This is a genomic window from Deltaproteobacteria bacterium (assembly GCA_013151235.1).
Classification (GTDB): Bacteria; CG2-30-53-67; CG2-30-53-67; order CG2-30-53-67; family CG2-30-53-67; genus JAADIO01.
Window position 1 is genome coordinate 12,822 of sequence record JAADIO010000067.1, and the last position, 18,384, is coordinate 31,205.

Here is an 18,384-nt window from a genome sequence, read left to right on the forward strand (position 1 = left end):
GATATATTTCATTCAATACATTATAAGGAGGGAAAGATGCCTACCGCCGACAAAACTCTCGATTGCCAAGGGTTGAACTGCCCGCTTCCGGTCCTGAAGACCAAGAAGGCCATGGATGAACTGAGTTCGGGCCAGGTTTTGGAAATGCTTTCCACGGACCCCGGCTCCAAGAACGACATTACCGCCTGGGCCAAGCGGACCGGGAATGAACTGGTCGAATCCATCGAAGACGGAAGCGTTTTCAAGTTCTATCTCAAAAAATCTTAATCCGCACCGCAAGGAATCCTGATTCCCGATCGATCAAAACCCCACGAAGTGAAGCTTTCCGTGGGGTTTTTTTATGTGATGAGGCGGATCATGTCTCCCCCGTTTCCGGTGATCGGCAGACGCGCCCTCTTCCTGTACATGCTCTTCTTTTTATTGGCGACACAAGGATGTACGCTCCTGCGCCCTTTACCGGCCGGGGTTCTGGGAGAGTCGGCAACCCTCTCGAAGGTCCGGATTACCTTCCGCTTTCAACCTACAGATCGGCCGGCCCTGCCGCTCATCAAGAAAACCATCCAGGCAGCTCTCCCCCGCATCAGGAAATGGGGCCGAATCACTCATCCCGTTACGGTCATCATCTGTCCCGACCATGATGCCCTGGAACGGGCGGTCCACCGGCACGGCTACCGATGGCTCAAAGCCTGGGCCACGGAAAAGACGGTGTATATCCAGTCGCCCCGGTCCTGGCTTCTGTTCAGCAGAAAACGGTTTTCCGAATTAATGACGCATGAGCTGACCCACGTCGTCCACTACCAGACGGCGGGGATTGCAGCAAGCCGCACCACCCGTAACGACCCCCTATGGTTCCGGGAAGGACTCGCCTCCTGGACCGCCGGCCAGGGATACCGTCGCTATTCCCGCAGGAACCTGCTGCGCAAGCTACGCGCACACCCCGGCTTCCATCCACTCCGGCCCACGTCAAGAGAGATCAAGGGGCGGCAGAAGCTGGTCTATTCCGCCGCCCACCAGATGGTCACTTACCTGATCGAGGAATACGGAGAGGAGAAAATCCGGGAAGTGCTGCACCGAATTTCAGAGGGTTGTTCCTTTCACCAGGCCTTCCGGGCGACCTATGGCCTTACCGAAGAAACGATGATGAAGGGATGGAAGAGGTGGCTTGACAAATCGCCGTGCAACGACCGGCGCATCTAACGAATTTCGTCGTTCGCCGATCCGGGACCGTTTCCGTCACATCGGATATCGTGCGGATTTTTCGTGCTGTAAGGACGGACGGATGTCTCTACTTTCAAAAGATGGAGGCAAGCCGGTCAAAGGACTTGCGAAGCCGGAGGGAAACGGCGGCCAGCATTCCCTTCAGGAGTTTGCTGCCCAACTCCGGGTTTTCCCGGATGATCGTCTCCAGATCCTCCCGGTCGAGGGTCAAAAGATCGGCGGCTTCGATCACCACGGCGCTTACAGCACGTTGGACATTGTTGAGAATGCAGAGTTCCCCTACGATAGACCCTTTCCCATAGAGGCCGACCACCACCTGTTTTTCTTTAAACTCAGTCGCCTTACGGACTTCGATCCGGCCGGAGATGATAAAGGCCACATAATCCTCTTCATCACCTTCCTTCCAGAGAATCGAACCGGCAGGCGCCTGCCGGCAATGAAAAAAAGGGGACAGCACTTCGATATCTTGATCATTCAGAAAACTGAAAAACTGAAAATTCCGCTTCATTCTCCGGCAAATCGACTGTCTTGAATCCGTCATGACGACCGCTTTGTCTCCTTCGGTTTCTTTAATTCCTCAATTTTTGCTTCCATCTTCAACAAAAGAGCAGGAAAACCTTCCTGTTTGACAATATCCCGATAACTGCTCCGGAAGTTCCGGATCAGGCTAACCTCTTCCACCACGACATCATAGACCCGCCACTGCCCCCCCCGAAGGTGGAGCCGGTAGGTAATGGGAATCTTCACACTCGGGGTAATGATATGGGTCTCCACAATGGCCTTTTTCTTCCTGATCCGTTCCTTGTCATAGACGACACGTTCATTATGGTAAGTCTCAATCCGCCCGATATAGGTTGCCTCTAAAAGTTCCGTAAAGAGTTTCACGAATTGTTCCTGTTGCCCGGGCGTTGCTTTTCTCCAGTTCATGGCCAGGGTCCGCTGAGACATGGAGTGGAAGTCGAACCGCTTCCGGATGACCTTGCGCAGAGCCGCTCTCCGGACGTCCCGGTCAAGATCCTTCTGTTTGAGAATCCCGATCACGGCATCAACGGTCCCCTTCATCTGTGTCAGCGGGGAAGGATCGGCCGCCTCTGCAATCCGGCAACAAAAGAAAAGGACCAGGACGATCGACAGGGTTTTCTTCAACATTATCGACTCCTCCATGACAAGTCTGACGAAACCGATACCGATTCCCCGCTCCCTGTACCCGAATCCTATCACAAGAACAGGATTCGGGGAAACGATTCCCGGAAAAATCATTTCTTGATAAATCCATCCCTTCTCTGGCCGTAGGCGTTCCGAATAAAGAGATAGGGATCCAGGGATTCCCTCTTGATGCTCTCATAGGTGTCTTGGTCGAGGGAGAGGGCATTGACGGAATAATACGCCCGCACCCCGATCTTCGCACCATCGCCGATCCCCAGGTAATAAATCGGGTTCAGGGCACCGTCGGCCAGCAGACCGATCCCATCACGGAGGTTGCTCGGTCCGAGGAAGGGAAGAACAATGTAGAACCCTCCCCCGACGCCGTACCGTCCCAGGGTCTGGCCGAAATCCTCTTCCTTTTTCACCAAACCGGCATCGTTTCCGGCCGGGTCGAAGAAACCGGCACATCCCACGGTGGTATTCACAAGAAAGCGGGTCAGCTCGTTGCCGGCATCCTGGAATTTCAACTGCAATAGAGAATTTACGAACCGTACCGGTGTAAAAAGGTTGGAAAAGAAGTCCGCCACGGAGACCCGGGCCTGTTCCGGTACAATCCGGTAGGCCTTCGCCACCGGCTTGAAGAGGTAAAAATAAACCTTGTCATTGAACCGGAAGATCACACGGTTCACCGGTTCCAGGGGGTCGGGAACCTCCGTTTCCACCTCGTCCCCGAAGTCATCCTGAAAATCGGCATCGGATCCATCGTCCGAGGCCGTCTGCATTCGGAGGGTTTCCTCTCCGGAACGGACGGTTTTGACATCTGCTGCATGGGCAGGCAGGGTCAAAACGAAGAGAAAAAGCAGGACCACCATCATGGTTTTCATCAGCTTTGCTCCCGGGTCATCATTTCGAAACGGATCAGCTTGATTCTATCTTCCCATAGTCGGTCCGTTATTTCTTTTCAAAGATATACTTACTCACCAACTCCTCCAGGTTGATCGCCGATTCCGTCTCCGTAATCTCTCCGCCGGGTTTTATGTAATCTTCCGACCCCCCGGGGGTAATGCTGACGTAACGGTCTCCAATGATTCCGGCCGTACGGATCGATGCGATGCTGTCATCCTGCAGCTTGACCTTCTTGTTGATGGACATATCGACGACCGCTTCGTACTCCTTCGGGTCGAGCCTGATCGATGCGACCTTTCCCACCTTCACTCCGCCGATCTCCACGTAAGCACCGACCTTCAGCCCGGCAATGGAATCAAATCTCGCATCAACGGTATAGGTCTTATTGTTTCCCCAGAGTTCCACGCCGCCCAGCTTGATCGAGAGATAGGCAAAACAGAGAAACCCAAGAATCACGAATACCCCCACCGCCGTTTCGATATTAAGTCGTTTCATAGAGATCGGTCTCCTCCATCTCACTGGAATAGATCGGCCCCATCGTCGTCTCGACGAAGGAGCGGATATGTGGATTACCGGAAAGCTGAAACTCCTCCGGCGACATGCATCCCTGGATTTTGCAGTCGGCCAGCAGGGCAACATAGTCGGAGAGCTTAAAGATCTTCGGCACATCATGACTGACCATCACGGCCGTATATTTCAGGTGTGCCTGGGTCTTGTAAAAAAGCCGGTAGATCTCATTGCTCTTGTTTACATCCAGTCCCGTGGTCGGTTCATCGTAGAAGACCACCTTCGGATTCAGCACCAACGCCCGGGCCAGTCCAACCCGCTTCTGCATCCCGCCGCTGATCTGCGCCGGATATTTTTCTCCGGCCCCCTGCAAATCGAGCATCGAAAGCTTCTCTTCCACATTCCGACGGATCTCCCCTTCCGTCGCCTTTGTCCGCTCCCGAAGCGGCAGGGCCACGTTATCATAGACCGTCATGGAATCAAAAAGAGCAACATTCTGAAAGAGAACACCGAAATTGCGGCGTACCCGGTTCATCTCCTTCTTGTTCAGCCGGGCCATATCCTCTCCGAAAACGAGGACCTTCCCCGCATCCGGACGCACCAAGCCGAGCATGTGCTTTAAAATTACGCTCTTTCCCTGACCGCTTGCCCCGACAATGACCGTGGTTGTTCCTTCCCGGACGGTCAGATTCACCTTATCCAGAACCTTCTGCGTTCCGAAAGATTTCTCCACGTCCACTAATTGGATAACTACATTTTTCTGATCTTCACTCATTTAGCAGACCCGACACCGAATAAAGTCTGTCATCCACGGCACAGTAAAAAGCTCCGGATGCAAGACACAAAGATTTTGAGGAGAGAGGCGTACTTTATTTTTACGTCGCAACGAACTCAAAATCCGACAAACCCAGCAGACGGACTTTTTACGAAGCCGTCTAAAGAAGAATGGCGCTGATCAGGTAATCCCACACCAGTATCGTCACCGATGCCAGCACCACCGCACTGGTCGTATTCCGGCTCACACCCTCCGCCCCGAAACCACCGGAGCGGTCGAAATGGAGAAAATATCCCTTGGCCGCGGTCAGCCAGACGATCAGCAGGCCGAAGGTCAACGATTTTACCAGTCCCATCTCGATGTCCTTCCAAACCACGCTGGCGTACATCCCCTGAAAATAGGTCCCGCTGTTGACCCCCAACAGGTAGACCCCGACGAGACAGCCGCCGAAGATCCCGACCACGTCGAATATGAATGTCAAAAGCGGCAGGGAGATAATTCCGGCAATCAATTTCGGTACCATGAGGTATTTGTAGGGGTCGATGGCCATGCACTCAAGGGCATCGATCTGCTCGGAATTCCGCATGATGCCGATCTCGGCGCAGATGGCGGAACCTGCCCGGCCGATCACCATAAGGGCGGTGAGCACCGGGCCTAATTCCCGGATCAGGCTCAGGGCCACGGCCGATCCCAAAAGCCCCTCCGACCCGAACTTGCGGAGCGTATAATATCCCTGCAGTCCGAGGACCATTCCCGTAAAAGCACCTGTGAAGAGAATCACGAAGATCGACCTGGCCCCGATGAAATTGATCTGCCGAATGACGGGAAAGATTTTGTAGGGCGGTTTCAGGGCATTGACGATGCAGGAGAAAAGAAAGATCCCCATCCGCCCCGTATGTTCCACGAAGTATAGAAAACCATCACCTAACTTTTCCAGTGGCTTTTGCATCGTATCTTTAATTAATGTTAATGGTCTCGTAAAAAGCCATTCTCCGGGTTCCGTTCATGGTTCGACAGGCTTCCGAGCATGGTGAGCTTGCCGAAGCCATCGAAGGGGCAGGTGGACTTTTTACGACTTCATCAATGTTAATGGACCGGTGGGAAAAAGAAAAGAAGAGCAAAGACCGGAGAACCGATCGACCTCTCCTGCAAATATCCGTAACGAATTGTACTGTTCTTTTGTCGGAATAAAAAGTCTGGAACTTGAACATAAAATAGCACCACCCGTCCCTTTACGTCAACCGGAATCACCTCCAGCGAGGGAAAGAATAAAACGTTTCTTCTCCTTGATTTTCACCGCCTCTTATACTACTCTCCTTCCAGTCGGACAGGCCCACACAAAGTAATTTCATGGAAGGACGGAACAAGATGCCTCCATTGGAACCGAAAACTTCATCAGACTTTATTCGAACGATTATTGCGCAGGACCTCCGGGAGGGCCGGTTTGACGGTCCCGTCCATACCCGTTTCCCGCCGGAGCCGAACGGGTATCTGCACATCGGGCATGCCAAGTCGATCTGCCTCAATTTCGGGATCGCAGCGGAATATGACGGGGGGCTGTGTAATCTCCGTTTCGACGACACCAATCCCGCCAGAGAGGAAGCGGAGTACATCGAAGCAATCCGTGAGGATCTCCGCTGGCTCGGATTTGACTGGGGAGGCCGGGAATACTACGCCTCCGACTATTTTGACCGGCTCTACGAATTCGCATGCCGGTTAATCCGGGAGGAGAAGGCCTACGTAGACGACCTGACGCCGGAGGAAATTCGGGAATACCGCGGCACCCCCTTCGAAGCGGGGCGGGAAAGCCCCCACCGAAACCGGAGCGTGGAAGAGAACCTTGATCTTTTCGAACGGATGCGACAAGGGGAATTCCCCGACGGAAGCCGGGTCCTCCGGGCAAAAATCGATATGGCCCACCCGAATCTGAACATGCGGGACCCCGTCCTCTACCGGGTCCTCCACGCCCCCCATCATCGGACCGGGCACAAGTGGTGCATCTACCCCATGTACGACTTCGCCCACGGTCAGTCCGATTCCATCGAAGGGATCACCCACTCCATCTGCACCCTCGAATTCGAGGATCACCGCCCCCTCTACGACTGGTTCCTCGATGCGCTGAAGATCCATCACCCGCGACAGATTGAATTTGCACGGCTCAATCTCACCCACACCGTAATGAGCAAACGGAAGTTGCTGCGACTTGTCGAGGAAGGACATGTGGAGGGCTGGGACGACCCGAGGATGCCGACCCTTTCGGGACTCCGGCGCCGCGGCTATACCCCCGACGCCATCCGGAATTTCTGTACACGGATCGGTGTCGCCAAAAAGGCAAGCACGGTCGACATTGCCCTGCTGGAGCATTGCCTACGGGAGGATCTGAACAAGAGAGCCCGACGCGCCATGGGGGTCATCCATCCGCTGAAGGTCGTCATCGACAACTATCCTGAAGGAAAGGTGGATGAACTGGACGCCGTCAACAATCCTGAAGATCCCTCCGCAGGAACCCGGAAGGTCCCCTTCTCCCGGGTCGTTTACATTGAAAAAGACGATTTTATGGAAGATCCACCGAAAAAATTCTACCGACTGGCGCCGGGACGCGAGGTACGGCTCCGTTATGCCTACTTCATCACCTGCGTCGACCTGGTAAAGGATGAAAAAACGGGGGAAATCATCGAAATTCACTGCACCTACGACCCGGAAACCCGGGGGGGGGATGCACCGGATGGCCGAAAGGTCAAAGCAACCCTCCACTGGGTCTCGGCCGTCCACGCCGTCTCCGCCGAAGTCCGGCTCTATGATCATCTGTTCAGCGAAGCCGATCCCGACCGGGGAGAAGAAGGCAAGAATTTTCTCGACTGTCTCAATCCAGGCTCAAAGGAAATCCTGCGGGAATGCCGGATGGAACCGTCGGTAACGACAATGGAGAAAGGGAAGACGTTCCAACTGGAACGTCTCGGCTATTTCTGTGTCGATTCAAAGGATTCGGGCAATGATCATATCGTACTGAATCGTACGGTCACCCTGCGTGATACATGGGCCAGGATCAGAAAAAGAGGTTCAAAGCAGTAAATAACATAGAGTTCTCCTGCTGTAAGTATTCCAGCGGCCCGGTTTTCACCTTTGTGCCCGGGGCAGCCTCGCCCTTTACGGGTGACGAAGCCCTTTCCTCTATTCTCCCCTCAGAGTCGCCAGGAGGGTGGCGGCAAACTGATAGTCCACCCCCTCTTCCTCTTTGACTTTCTTGTAAAAGTTACACTCCCGGCAATTATCAAACTTCTTCGCGAAGGTCCCCTGGGTCTCACCCCCACACATCGTCCCGGCAAGAACCCAGCAGGACCGCCCCCCCTTGATCCCATCGTGGATACCGTCAAGCCTTTTCTCCATTGCTGCAGGACATTCTCCTGATTTAGAGACATTGGCCCCTCCCGGCTCCCGTCCGCATTCCTTGAACTCCCAACAATTGAGTTTGCTCATAAGGCCCAACCTCCATCGTAGAATCCAGAAGCATAAATGTAACTGTTCTATTACAATTTTACGTTTGAACCCCAGAACTGTCAATAATGACAAAGAGGAATATTTGACATTTACTTTACATATCGAATTAATATGAAATCGGTGTAGAGCCATTCATCCCTCTATAAAAGAGGATAATATCAGGATTGCTCCCTTGGTGAAATCCCATACTTTTTGATCTTGTATCCCACCTGTCGCGGCGTAATTCCGAGGACACGTGCCGCCCGGGCCTGGACCCATCCCGCCTCTTTCAGGGTTGCGAGAAGGCGCCTCCTTTCCATTTCTTCAAGGATGGAAAGGTTCTCTCCGTCTTCCTTTCGTCCCTTTCCCGGCGCCTCGGGAGATGCAAAGGAGATCCCCTCCCGGACATAAGCGGGAAGGTCCTCCAGGCGGGCTTCGTTTCCACGCGCCATGACGACCATCCGTTCGATATAATTTTCCAGCGCCCGGACATTCCCCGGCCAGGGATGCTCCATAAGGACCCTCATGATAGCCGGTGGTATACTCACATCCTTACCATTCTCCTCGTTGAAACGGCGGAGGAAGTGCTCGATCAGCAGCGGCAGATCCTCACGACGTTCCCGCAGGCTGGGAAGGAATATGGGGATCACGTTCAACCGGTAGTAAAGGTCCTCCCGGAATTTCCCTTCACTTACGGCCTTCTCCAGGTCACGGTTGGTCGCAACGATGATCCGGACATCGACCGCCAGGGTCTCCGTCCCCCCTACACGTTCGAATTCACGCTCCTGGAGGACACGGAGCAGTTTGACCTGGAAGGAGGGTGGAACCTCTCCGATCTCGTCGAGGAAGAGGGTCCCGCCGGAGGCCAGTTCAAAACGCCCCGGCCTCTGACGCTCGGCGCCGGTAAAGGCCCCCTTTTCATGACCGAAGAGTTCCGTCTCCAGCAGGGTTTCCGGCAGGGCCGCGCAGTTGAGCTTCACGAAGGGACCCCCGCTCCGGAGGCTGTTATAGTGAATCGCCCGGGCGATCAGCTCCTTCCCGGTCCCGCTCTCTCCCCGGAGCATCACCGTGGCGTTACTCCGGCTTACCTGCCCGACCGCCTCGAAGACCTCCTGCATCCGGTCGGACTCGCCGATGATATTCTCGAAACGGTACCTGCCGGCAAGCTGCGTCCGGAGGGATCTGTTTTCTTCCTTCAGGGCGGCCTTCTCCGCCTCCACCATCCGCTGGATCCGGACCGCCTGGGCGAAGGTCCCGGCCACGATCGTCAGGAAACGGATCTCCCGGTCGAAGGAGGCGCTGTGAGAAAAAAGATGGTCCACGCTCAGGACCCCGATCACCTTTCCATCGAGTTTGATCGGCACCGAAAGAAAGGATATCTCGTCCTGGTTGAGCCGGCTCCGCGAACCGGTCCGGTCGAGGAACATCGGTTCGGCGCCGATCTTCGGCACGATCATGGGAACCCCGGTCTTCACGACCTTTCCCGTCACCCCTTCGCCGATCCGGTAATTCCCTTTCTCCATCTCGTCCCGGGTCATCCCGTAGGCGGCCCGGATCACCAGTCTTCCCGTCTCCCCGTCGAGGAGGGTCAGGGTCCCGCGATTGAGACCGAGAAAGTCGGAGAGGAGTTTCAGTGTCGCCGCGGCCACACGGTCGAGGTCGAACGTGGTCGAGACGAGCTTGCTGATCTCGTAGAGCGTGGTCAGCTCCAGCACCTTCCTGCTTCCGTCCGGGCCACTGTGCGTGCGCCCCCTTTCCGTCTTCATGATCATCCGCGGCCCCTTTCCCGCCCCGCAACTTTTCTCAGAAGGAATAGCTCACGTTCACACCGCCATAGAGATTGCCGTCATTCTCGTAGAAACCGGCCTCTGCGGCGTCGGCGATATCACTGTTCACAAAATTGGAATAGTAAACCTGCGGCGTCACCGTGATCTTCTTCGTTACCGCACAGGCGAGGGCGGCGCCTATGTTGTAGTCACTCAGCGAACTCTTCTCAACTCCAAAATAGCCCTTGTGGTAGGCCCTGTTGCCCCAGCCGAGGGAACCGAAAAGGGAAAGGGTCGCCCGGTCGTTCAATTCGAAATCATGACCGACAGCGAAGGATATGTAGGTACCGTCGATGGCGTCCACGTCTCGGTAGAGGGTCAGGCTCGGCGAGAGGGGGGCGTCGAGGGAGACCCCGCCGTAGACCTCCTCGGTATGCCCCCCGCCGCGGGGAAAGTCGTAGAAGATATACCCCGCGGAGAGGCCGAAGATCCCCGCCTTGAACGAGTAGTCGAGCGTATAGTCGATCTCGTTGACGAGGTGGTTATTGGCATAACGGTCCTCGTCCATGTTGTAGTTCGACCAGAAACCGAGAGATAAACCGTTTTCAAAATCAATGGAGAAGTTCGGCTGGACCACGCCGTCTTTCCCGTAATTCTGACCCCGCCAGACGTAGTCGGTCAGGACCGATACATCGGCGTTGACATCAGCCTTGATCTCTCCGGCCGAAGCAGGACCGGCGATGAGTAAACCCGTGAGCATAGATAAAATCATCCATGAGAAGATTCGTCGTTCCATTCCTGTTCCCCTTTTCCATGTTCGGATTCAGGGGGCCGGGACACCCGCCCGGCCCCCATCCAGATTTCTATTGCAGCCCCGTGAGGCTGAAGTTCGAATAGGCCTCAAGGCCGTGCTCACCCACGTCGAGCCCGTCCTTCTCTTCCTCTTCCGTTACCCGGAGCCCCATCGTCATGTCGATCACCTTGAAGAGGATGAAGGTGGTCGGGAAGACCCAGAGGAAGTCGGCGCCGATCCCTAACAACTGCACCCCGACCAGCTTGACCGAGAACCCCGAGGCATTGAAGAGCCCCGCCGCCAGTGTCCCCCATGCACCGCAGACACCGTGTACGGAGACCGCTCCGACCGGATCGTCGATCTTCAGTTTCTGGTCGATGAAGACCACCGACAGGACCACAAGGACCCCGGCGATCAGCCCGATCAGCACGGCGCTCGTAATCGAGACGTTGGCGCAGCCCGCCGTAATCGCCACCAGGCCGGCCAGGGTGCCGTTCAGCGTCATGCTCGCCTCCGGCTTCCCGAACATCACCCATGCGGTGAGCATCGCCGAGACCGCCCCGGCCGCCGCAGCGAGGTTCGTGTTGACAGCGATCCCCGCGATGTCGGTGTTCGCCGCCGTCGTGCTTCCGGGGTTGAACCCGAACCACCCGAACCAGAGTATAAAGACACCCAATGCCGCGAGGGGGATGTTGTGCCCCGGGATCGCGCGGGCCTTGCCGTCGGAGGTGTACTTCCCGATCCGGGGACCGAGCACGATCGCCCCTGCCAGGGCCGCCCAGCCGCCCACCGAATGGACGACGCTGGAACCCGCGAAATCGATGAAGCCGAGATTCTCCAGCCACCCGCCGCCGTGGAAGAGACCGCCCCAGGCCCAGGAACCGAAAACGGGATAGATCACGGCGGAGATCACCGCGCTGTAGATCAGGTACCCCACGAACTTCGTCCGCTCCGCCATCGCCCCGGAGACGATCGTCGCCGCCGTCGCTGCAAAGACGACCTGGAACATCCAGAAGGCGAGTGTCCAGGGATCGCCCCCGCGGGTAAAGTCGGAGAGAAAGAATCCGCTCGTTCCGAACCAGCCGGTTTTCGTCACACCGAACATGATCCCGAAACCGACCGCCCAGTAGACGAGACTCCCCATGCAGAAGTCCATCAGGTTCTTCATTATGATATTGACGGCATTCTTCGCCCGGGTGAAACCGGTCTCCACCATGGCGAACCCCGCCTGCATGAAAAAGACCAGGAAGGCCGCCACCAGCGTCCAGACGAAATCGAGATGGTGCTGCACCTTCGCGATCGCCACGGTGTTCCCCGCGACGGTGTGTGCCGTACCGGCGCCGAAGGCGGCCGGCGACAGCGCAAGAACAACGACCCCTGCAATCATCAATCCTCTGCGAAACATTGCATGTCTCCTTATCCGGCCTACACGGCCTCATGCCCCCGCTCGCCGGTCCGTATCCGGACCGTCTCCTCCACGGGGATCACAAAAATTTTTCCATCACCTATTCGACCGGACCGGGCCTTTTCCAGGACCGTATCGATCACGCCTGAAACCCGGTCCTTCGGAACGACCACCTCGATCTTGATCTTCGGGATAAAATCGATGGTGTACTCGCTCCCACGGTAAACCTCGGTATGCCCCTTCTGGCGGCCATACCCCTTGACTTCGGTCACCGTCAGACCGGTGATTCCGGCATCGGTCAATCCCTCACGTACCTCGTCCAATCTTCCCGGCTGAATAATGCATTCAACTTTTTTCATTGCCTGACTCCTTTCTGATTTGATCAAATCAATCTTAAAACAAAGCAAGGGGAGTGCCAACCTCCCCCTGCTTCTCTATTTTCCAAAAATAAATTTGTAACACCCTGTTCTTACGGTCATTTACAGGGAGATCTCACGGCAGCCGGACTTGATTCAATCCTGTTCCGGTCGACGGGATTGAAGGAGACACGACAATCCCGTCGGCCGGTACGACAAAATCGTAAGGGATCCATCCTCCCGGCGGTCAGTCGTGGTAACCATGCTCACCGTGCTGTGTCTCGTCGAGTCCTCTCAGCTCTTCTTCATCGCTGACCCGGATCCCCATGGTCTTGTCCAGGACCCACAGGATCACCAGTGTAAGGACGAACGCGTAGAGGGCCGTCGCCCCGACCGCCGTCAACTGGACGAGGAGCTGCCGTCCGTTTCCTCCGATCAGCCCCGTCCCGCCGACCGTGGCGAAGAGACCCGTGGCGATCGCCCCGAATGTACCGCCCACACCGTGTACACCGAAGGCGTCGAGGGAATCATCGTAGCCTGCGCGGGACTTCAGCATCACGGCGAAGTAGCAGATGACCCCTGCGGCCAGCCCGATCACGATCGCCCAGGGAGGCGTGACGAAACCGGCGGCCGGGGTGATCGCAACCAGGCCTGCGACGATCCCCGAGGCGGCGCCTAAAGCACTCGGCTGTTTCTGCACCCGCCACTCTGTGAACATCCAGGAGAGCGAGGCCGCCGCCGCTGCGATCTGGGTGTTCGTGAAAGCCAGGGCCGCGCTCCCGTTCGAGGCAAGGGCCGATCCGGCATTGAAACCGAACCACCCGAACCAGAGCAGGCCCGCGCCGAGGAGGGTCAGGGTCAGGTTGTGCGGAAAGAAGGCGGTCTTCAAAAAGCCCTTCCGCCTTCCGAGGATCACGACCGCGGCCAGAGCGGAGATCCCGGAGGAGACATGGACCACCGTCCCTCCGGCGAAGTCGAGCGCCCCGAGGTTCAGAAGCCAGCCTCCCGTCCCCCAGACCCAGTGGGCGATCGGATCATAAACGACCGTGGACCAGATCAGGATGAAGACGACGTAGGTGGAGAATTTCATCCGCTCCGCCACGGCCCCGCTGATCAGGGCCGGCGTAATAATCGCGAACATCCCCTGGAACATGACAAATATATAGAGCGGAATGGTCCCGTGAAGCGTGGCCGGTCCGATTCCCTTCAGGAAGGCAGAACCGAGACCGCCGACGAAGTGCCCGACATCCGGACCGAAGGAGAGAGTATATCCGATCACGACCCATTGCAGCCCGATCACCGCCATCGCCACGAAACTGTGCATCATGGAAGAAAGGACATTCTTCTTCCGGACCATCCCGCCGTAGAAGAGGGCGAGTCCCGGCAACATCAGGAGGACCAGAGCCGTCGAGACCATCATCCAGGCCGTGTCGCCGGGATCGGGAGCGGCGGCCGCCTTCTCACCTGCAAAACTCAACGCCGGCAGGACGAGACCTGCCCCCATGGCAACCGGTACGTGCAAAAGCATCCTCCCGATGCGGCGGCCACACCGCAGACGGCTGAAAATTTCCGAATCGTTCATCTCATCTCCCTTTCTGAAAAACGGTTTATATAAAAAGTAAGACACATACCCATCAAAGCAATCCCTGTGCCTAAAGGAAGACAAAATGGAAGCAGTGACAAAAACGAATCTGCAACCTGCTGAAATGAATCGTTTTTTCATTGCCGGACAAAATGGTAGGAAGGCACGCGGAGGGAGATCCCGCCCACGGCGGAGAGGGAACACTGCACAACAATTGTGCATCCCACTCCCGGTCAGGTGAAAAAAGAGGATCAGCAGGACGGGTGGAGACCAGGAAGCGTCCATTCCGGGCCGGGTTCATCGACGAAGATCATCTCCTCCCCGCGGGTGGGGTGAAGGATCGTGAGGGAGCGGGCGTGGAGGGCCAGGGCGCGGTCACCGAAGGGAACCCTCGATCCGTACCGGAAATCCCCGATCACGGGATGGCCGGTATGAGCGAACTGGACCCGAATCTGGTGGTGCCTGCCGGTAAGAAGCTCGACCTCGATATGGGAGATCCCTTTTGCATAGCCGAGACGCCGGAACCGGAGCCTCGCCTCCCGCCCCCCCTCTTCCACGACCACGCTTCGTCCTTCCCTGCGGAGCAGGCGATGCGTCAGGGTTCCTCCGGCGGCAACCTTTCCCTCGACCATCGCCCGGTAGATCTTTCTCACCCGGCGGTTCCGGAACTGTCCGGCCAGGCGCCCCGCCGCTTTCGAAGTGCGGGCAAAGAGAAGAACCCCCGAAACCGGCCGGTCCAGGCGGTGAACTATTGCAAGGTAGACATTGCCCGGTTTGTGAAAGCGTTCCTTGAGGAAGGCACGGGCCATATCCAGGAGTGTCCGGTCCCCGGTCCGGTCCCCCTGCACCAGCATCCCCGCCGGCTTGTGGACAATGAAAAGATGGTTGTCAAGGAAGAGGACCTGCAGATGATTCATAAGTACCCCATGGAACAGGTTGCAAGAGGAACTTGTCGGGCGCTTTTCGCATGCAAGGACTCTCTCCGGTGATACGTCAGGCAAGGCCGGGGAAGAGTTTCAGAAGGCCCATGACAATAAACTGTACGCCGATCGCCGCCAGCAGGAGGCCCATAATCCTCGTCGCGATATTGAGCCCGGTTACGCCGAGTGCCCTGCCCAGCGGATCCGCCAGGTGCAAAACGGCCCATACGATAATTGACACAACAGCGATCCCCAGGGTGAACAGCAGGCGGCCTTCCCAGGTTCCTGCCTGATGTGCGTTTACGATCACCAGGCTGATTGCCCCCGGACCGGCCATCAACGGTATGGCCAGCGGCACCACGGCGATATCTTCTTTGCCCTGGGCCTCTGCCGCCTCTTCATCGGTATGACGGGCGCCGCTCATGCGAGAGTGCAGCATATCGATGGACATCAGCACAATCAGAAGCCCGCCGCCGATCCGAAGGGCCGATATGGTGATTCCGAAAAAAGCCAGGATGAACTCCCCGATCCATGCCGAGAGTATCAGGATTACACCGACGGCTATGGCGGCGACACGGGCGATACGACTGCGTTCATTCCGGGATTTACTTTCAGCCAACGAAAGAAAAACAGGGATGGCTCCCAAAGGATTTACAATCGCCACGACGCCGATAACGGCCTTGACAAGTTTCATGTATTCTGATGGCAGCGGCATACGCAGAAGCCTCCTTTATGCTCATGATGATGGTGATCGTTCCTGTTCTCCTCGTCCCGAAATGAGGGCGGTAATATCTATAAGGATCGACGGCAATGAGGCCCCGCGCGGGGAAGCAAGGTATTTCGCCTGCCAGACGGGGCCGAATTTATCCTTGTAACGGCGCAGCCCCTGAAAATTGTAAAAATGCGAACCATACCGAAATGCGAAGGCCCCCATCCGGTTCCAGAGCGGGGCGCAAGCATGGTCCGAAATGCCGGACAGAGGCGCCATCCCAAGACTGAACCATCGGAAACCCCGCTCTTTCCCCCAAAGAATGAGATGCGTAAAAAGAAAATCCATTACACCGTCCGGCGCCTCCGGACGGTACCTCATGAGATCGACGGAGAGTTCGCTCATGGAGGCCCCCTCCAGAACATTTGCAAAGGCATAGATTTCCCCGGCCCTTTTGGCGAGTCCGATGGGAAAGTGCCTAAGATAGGCCGGATCAAAGAATCCCATGGAAAATCCTTTTTCGCGGCTATGTTTCGCCGCAAGCCAGGTATCCGAAATCACCTGCAGGGAAGGCAGAACGGCAGGGACCTCCGCCGGATGGACAACCTCGAAGGAGTACCCGTCTCTTTCCAACCTGCGCAGAGCGTAGCGAAGCCCCTTTCTCGTTCGTCCTTCCATGGAAAAATTCTGCAACGGTACACGCGCCTCCTCGCCAAGTTTAAAGAGCGCCAGCCCGATATCAACGTACAGGTGCAGATGTTCCTGCCCGACCTCATAAAAGACCGGCCATCCTCCGTAACGATCACACATCTCCCCGAACTTCCAGATCAACTCACCCCACTCCTCTTCCGGCCCGACGGGGTCCCCCATGGCGACCCAGCTGCGTCCTTTTACGGCATACATAACAAAGGCGCTGCCGCTCCTGCTGTAGAGTATACGCTTATCCCCCGACAAGGCAAGATTGGCATAGGTTCGGGTCGACTGCCTGACAATATCACCCACCCGGTCCATATCGCCTTTCTCCCGGCTTGACGTATCTGGAGCCCGGGGCCGAAGCAATTTTGCCAAGGAAAAAAGCAGGACAAGGATGAGGACACCGACCATGGCACGGATGGATCGGGCCGCATCCGCCTTGATGGCAAACTGCCACCAGAGTTCATTGGAATATTGCACATGTTTATAAGAAAAGAAAACGAGCCACAGCGAAGAGATCAGGACCAGGCCGATGGCAAAGATCCAACCGGGGGTGAATCGCTGACTCAGGAGGGAGGCCCGCCGGTAGAAATATTTCCGGCAGGGGATGAGCGTCGCAAGCATAACGCCCAGGAGTACCGCTTCCTCATAGTCCAGCCCCTTCAACAGGGAAAAAACAATCCCGGCTGTCAGTAAAAAAACGGTCAAGAGGTAGGCCGCGTCCAGACGGCGTTGCAACCCCCGGGCCAGCAGGAGCAGACCGGCCCCCACAAGACTGGCAAGGAAGTGGGAAAGTTCCGTCACTGCGGGAGGGAAAAAGCGCCTCAGCCATTCAAGCCTCCAATGAACCACCGGCGTGGAAACGGAAAAGAGAAGAATCATTCCACCCCAGAAAGAGACAAGCGCAAGCAGCCATGGAACGGCAACGGAGACCCAACTGTCCGCCATACGTGCCATATTCTTTATCTTATTCCTGTGCCGGAGAAGTTCACGACCGCCGAGCAGGGCCGCTGCAAGGAGGAGCGGCAGGAGATAATAGATCCCCCGGAAAACAACCAAAGCTCCGACAACGGACGGCACCGGGAGATAGGGCTTCAGGAGAAGCAGAGCAGTTGTTTCAAAAACGCCGAGTCCTCCGGGGAGTTGGCTTGCCACACCTGCAACTTGCGCCAGGAGAAAAATGCCCAGGAAGAGACCGAAGGAAAGAGATGAGGAAGAAGGCAACAGTACGTAAAAAACACTCCCCGCTACGATCCAGTCTAACGAAGCGATCATCGCCTGGGGAACCAGATGCCTCGGCCGCGGAAGACTCACAGTCCAATGATGGATGGTGAACGGTCTCCTGCGCATCATGCACACAACCAGATAGACCGACACGCAACCGAGAAACAACACCCCCAGGGGGCGAACCGTCGCAAAGCAAAGATGAAACCCGGCGGGAACGGGCAGAGGATCCCACAGGAAGATCACACCGCTCAGAATGAAAAAACCAAGCCAGAGGGTGAGCGTACAAAAGAGGATTACATTGCTGATTTCCAGTGCCGTCAATCCCCATGCGGAATACAAGGCATAACGCACCGAACCTCCGGCCAGCAGTGCGAATCCCATGTTGTTGCTGAAGGCGTATCCGACAAAGGAGGCCAGGCCGACCCGACGATACGGCAGCGGATGATCGATACTGCGCAGGGCAAGCAGATCGTAACCGGACATGACAATGTAGCTCAATACGGTCAGCAAAAAGGCAATCGATAAATCTTCAATCGAAATCTCCCTGAGATGGCGAATGATGTCGCCCAAGTGATATAATGCCAGCTCATGATGCAGCACCCAGAGCGCCCCGCCAAAGAGCAGCAGGCCCAGCAGGGGCGGAAGAGCCCGGAACATCAACTTTCCGGATCCTCGTTTGGGGTCAGAGCTACACATTTGATCCTCGTTTGGGGTCAGAGCTACACATTTGACATTTTCACCATTCGTTCAAGAACTCTCAACCGCCGGGCGAACCGTTTATCCGTAGCCCGCAGAACGTCAAGACGCCTCACTGTCTGGCTGACCGCCGAAACAGTCAGCCCACCAAAAAAATCTCCTATTTCACTCAAACTGCGTTCGCTGTACTTGCGGCAAAGATAGATCG

General features: G+C 56.3%; 18 protein-coding genes. 3 read left to right on the plus strand and 15 right to left on the minus strand.

Annotated elements, in window-relative coordinates; translation table 11 throughout:
• Window positions 1-36: 36 nt before the first annotated feature.
• Both GXP58_11825 and GXP58_11830 read left to right on the plus strand, forming a co-directional pair.
• A complete protein-coding gene (locus tag GXP58_11825; protein ID NOY54282.1) occupies window positions 37-267 on the plus strand; it encodes a sulfurtransferase TusA family protein in 231 nt (76 codons plus the stop codon).
• Between the two features lie 90 nt (window positions 268-357).
• A complete protein-coding gene (locus GXP58_11830; protein NOY54283.1) occupies window positions 358-1,197 on the plus strand; it encodes a hypothetical protein in 840 nt (279 codons plus the stop codon).
• A 94-nt stretch (window positions 1,198-1,291) separates the two neighbouring features.
• On the opposite strand, the gene GXP58_11835 is transcribed toward GXP58_11830, so the two are convergent.
• From GXP58_11835 to GXP58_11860, 6 genes are all read right to left on the minus strand, one after another.
• Entirely contained in the window at window positions 1,292-1,759 is a 468-nt protein-coding gene (locus tag GXP58_11835; protein ID NOY54284.1) for a cyclic nucleotide-binding domain-containing protein, read from the minus strand.
• Complete coding sequence (locus GXP58_11840; GenBank protein NOY54285.1) at window positions 1,756-2,367, minus strand: ABC transporter substrate-binding protein; 612 nt, start codon at window positions 2,365-2,367, stop codon at window positions 1,756-1,758. The genes GXP58_11835 and GXP58_11840 overlap by 4 nt, the downstream gene beginning before the upstream one ends.
• Window positions 2,368-2,474: 107 nt before the next feature.
• Entirely contained in the window at window positions 2,475-3,146 is a 672-nt protein-coding gene (locus GXP58_11845) for a VacJ family lipoprotein (GenBank protein ID NOY54286.1), read from the minus strand.
• A gap of 169 nt (window positions 3,147-3,315) precedes the next feature.
• On the minus strand, window positions 3,316-3,765 hold the full coding sequence (gene mlaD, locus GXP58_11850) for an outer membrane lipid asymmetry maintenance protein MlaD (protein NOY54287.1): 450 nt from the start codon (window positions 3,763-3,765) through the stop codon (window positions 3,316-3,318).
• Window positions 3,752-4,552 (minus strand): ABC transporter ATP-binding protein, encoded by an 801-nt coding sequence (locus tag GXP58_11855; protein ID NOY54288.1) that lies wholly within the window; start codon window positions 4,550-4,552, stop codon window positions 3,752-3,754. The genes mlaD and GXP58_11855 overlap by 14 nt, the downstream gene beginning before the upstream one ends.
• Window positions 4,553-4,712: 160 nt before the next feature.
• Window positions 4,713-5,501 carry an ABC transporter permease gene (locus tag GXP58_11860; GenBank protein ID NOY54289.1) on the minus strand — a complete coding sequence of 263 codons (789 nt, stop codon included), beginning with the start codon at window positions 5,499-5,501 and terminating at the stop codon, window positions 4,713-4,715.
• 401 nt (window positions 5,502-5,902) lie between these two features.
• Here GXP58_11860 and GXP58_11865 point away from each other — a divergent pair, with 401 nt between their 5' ends.
• Window positions 5,903-7,624: a glutamine--tRNA ligase/YqeY domain fusion protein gene (locus GXP58_11865; GenBank protein NOY54290.1), complete on the plus strand. Its 1,722-nt coding sequence runs from the start codon at window positions 5,903-5,905 to the stop codon at window positions 7,622-7,624.
• Between the two features lie 99 nt (window positions 7,625-7,723).
• Here GXP58_11865 and GXP58_11870 read toward each other — a convergent pair whose 3' ends face one another.
• From GXP58_11870 to mprF, 9 genes are all read right to left on the minus strand, one after another.
• Window positions 7,724-8,029: a hypothetical protein gene (locus tag GXP58_11870; protein ID NOY54291.1), complete on the minus strand. Its 306-nt coding sequence runs from the start codon at window positions 8,027-8,029 to the stop codon at window positions 7,724-7,726.
• Between the two features lie 179 nt (window positions 8,030-8,208).
• Window positions 8,209-9,795 carry a nif-specific transcriptional activator NifA gene (nifA, locus tag GXP58_11875; protein ID NOY54292.1) on the minus strand — a complete coding sequence of 529 codons (1,587 nt, stop codon included), beginning with the start codon at window positions 9,793-9,795 and terminating at the stop codon, window positions 8,209-8,211.
• Between the two features lie 37 nt (window positions 9,796-9,832).
• Window positions 9,833-10,555 (minus strand): hypothetical protein, encoded by a 723-nt coding sequence (locus GXP58_11880; protein NOY54293.1) that lies wholly within the window; start codon window positions 10,553-10,555, stop codon window positions 9,833-9,835.
• A 103-nt stretch (window positions 10,556-10,658) separates the two neighbouring features.
• On the minus strand, window positions 10,659-11,993 hold the full coding sequence (locus GXP58_11885) for an ammonium transporter (protein ID NOY54294.1): 1,335 nt from the start codon (window positions 11,991-11,993) through the stop codon (window positions 10,659-10,661).
• A 20-nt stretch (window positions 11,994-12,013) separates the two neighbouring features.
• The gene (locus tag GXP58_11890) at window positions 12,014-12,352 is read right to left on the minus strand and encodes a P-II family nitrogen regulator (GenBank protein NOY54295.1); all 339 of its coding nucleotides are present in this window, start codon (window positions 12,350-12,352) and stop codon (window positions 12,014-12,016) included.
• A 244-nt stretch (window positions 12,353-12,596) separates the two neighbouring features.
• Entirely contained in the window at window positions 12,597-13,931 is a 1,335-nt protein-coding gene (locus GXP58_11895; protein ID NOY54296.1) for an ammonium transporter, read from the minus strand.
• Between the two features lie 251 nt (window positions 13,932-14,182).
• Complete coding sequence (locus GXP58_11900) at window positions 14,183-14,839, minus strand: RNA pseudouridine synthase (GenBank protein ID NOY54297.1); 657 nt, start codon at window positions 14,837-14,839, stop codon at window positions 14,183-14,185.
• Window positions 14,840-14,924: 85 nt separating this feature from the next.
• Window positions 14,925-15,566 (minus strand): NAAT family transporter, encoded by a 642-nt coding sequence (locus tag GXP58_11905; protein ID NOY54298.1) that lies wholly within the window; start codon window positions 15,564-15,566, stop codon window positions 14,925-14,927.
• 21 nt (window positions 15,567-15,587) lie between these two features.
• Window positions 15,588-18,140 (minus strand): bifunctional lysylphosphatidylglycerol flippase/synthetase MprF, encoded by a 2,553-nt coding sequence (gene mprF / locus GXP58_11910; GenBank protein ID NOY54299.1) that lies wholly within the window; start codon window positions 18,138-18,140, stop codon window positions 15,588-15,590.
• Window positions 18,141-18,384 lie beyond the last annotated feature (244 nt).

Excerpts from the sequence above, each read along its gene's own strand:
- GXP58_11825 (NOY54282.1), top strand. The coding sequence starts at position 37 with ATGCCTACCGCCGACAAAACTCTCGATTGCCAAGGGTTGAACTGCCCG.
- GXP58_11830 (NOY54283.1), top strand. The coding sequence starts at position 358 with ATGTCTCCCCCGTTTCCGGTGATCGGCAGACGCGCCCTCTTCCTGTAC.
- GXP58_11835 (NOY54284.1), bottom strand. The coding sequence starts at position 1,759 with ATGACGGATTCAAGACAGTCGATTTGCCGGAGAATGAAGCGGAATTTT.
- GXP58_11840 (NOY54285.1), bottom strand. The coding sequence starts at position 2,367 with ATGTTGAAGAAAACCCTGTCGATCGTCCTGGTCCTTTTCTTTTGTTGC.
- GXP58_11845 (NOY54286.1), bottom strand. The coding sequence starts at position 3,146 with ATGCAGACGGCCTCGGACGATGGATCCGATGCCGATTTTCAGGATGAC.
- mlaD (NOY54287.1), bottom strand. The coding sequence starts at position 3,765 with ATGAAACGACTTAATATCGAAACGGCGGTGGGGGTATTCGTGATTCTT.
- GXP58_11855 (NOY54288.1), bottom strand. The coding sequence starts at position 4,552 with ATGAGTGAAGATCAGAAAAATGTAGTTATCCAATTAGTGGACGTGGAG.
- GXP58_11860 (NOY54289.1), bottom strand. The coding sequence starts at position 5,501 with ATGCAAAAGCCACTGGAAAAGTTAGGTGATGGTTTTCTATACTTCGTG.
- GXP58_11865 (NOY54290.1), top strand. The coding sequence starts at position 5,903 with ATGGAAGGACGGAACAAGATGCCTCCATTGGAACCGAAAACTTCATCA.
- GXP58_11870 (NOY54291.1), bottom strand. The coding sequence starts at position 8,029 with ATGAGCAAACTCAATTGTTGGGAGTTCAAGGAATGCGGACGGGAGCCG.
- nifA (NOY54292.1), bottom strand. The coding sequence starts at position 9,795 with ATGAAGACGGAAAGGGGGCGCACGCACAGTGGCCCGGACGGAAGCAGG.
- GXP58_11880 (NOY54293.1), bottom strand. The coding sequence starts at position 10,555 with ATGCTCACGGGTTTACTCATCGCCGGTCCTGCTTCGGCCGGAGAGATC.
- GXP58_11885 (NOY54294.1), bottom strand. The coding sequence starts at position 11,993 with ATGTTTCGCAGAGGATTGATGATTGCAGGGGTCGTTGTTCTTGCGCTG.
- GXP58_11890 (NOY54295.1), bottom strand. The coding sequence starts at position 12,352 with ATGAAAAAAGTTGAATGCATTATTCAGCCGGGAAGATTGGACGAGGTA.
- GXP58_11895 (NOY54296.1), bottom strand. The coding sequence starts at position 13,931 with ATGAACGATTCGGAAATTTTCAGCCGTCTGCGGTGTGGCCGCCGCATC.
- GXP58_11905 (NOY54298.1), bottom strand. The coding sequence starts at position 15,566 with ATGCCGCTGCCATCAGAATACATGAAACTTGTCAAGGCCGTTATCGGC.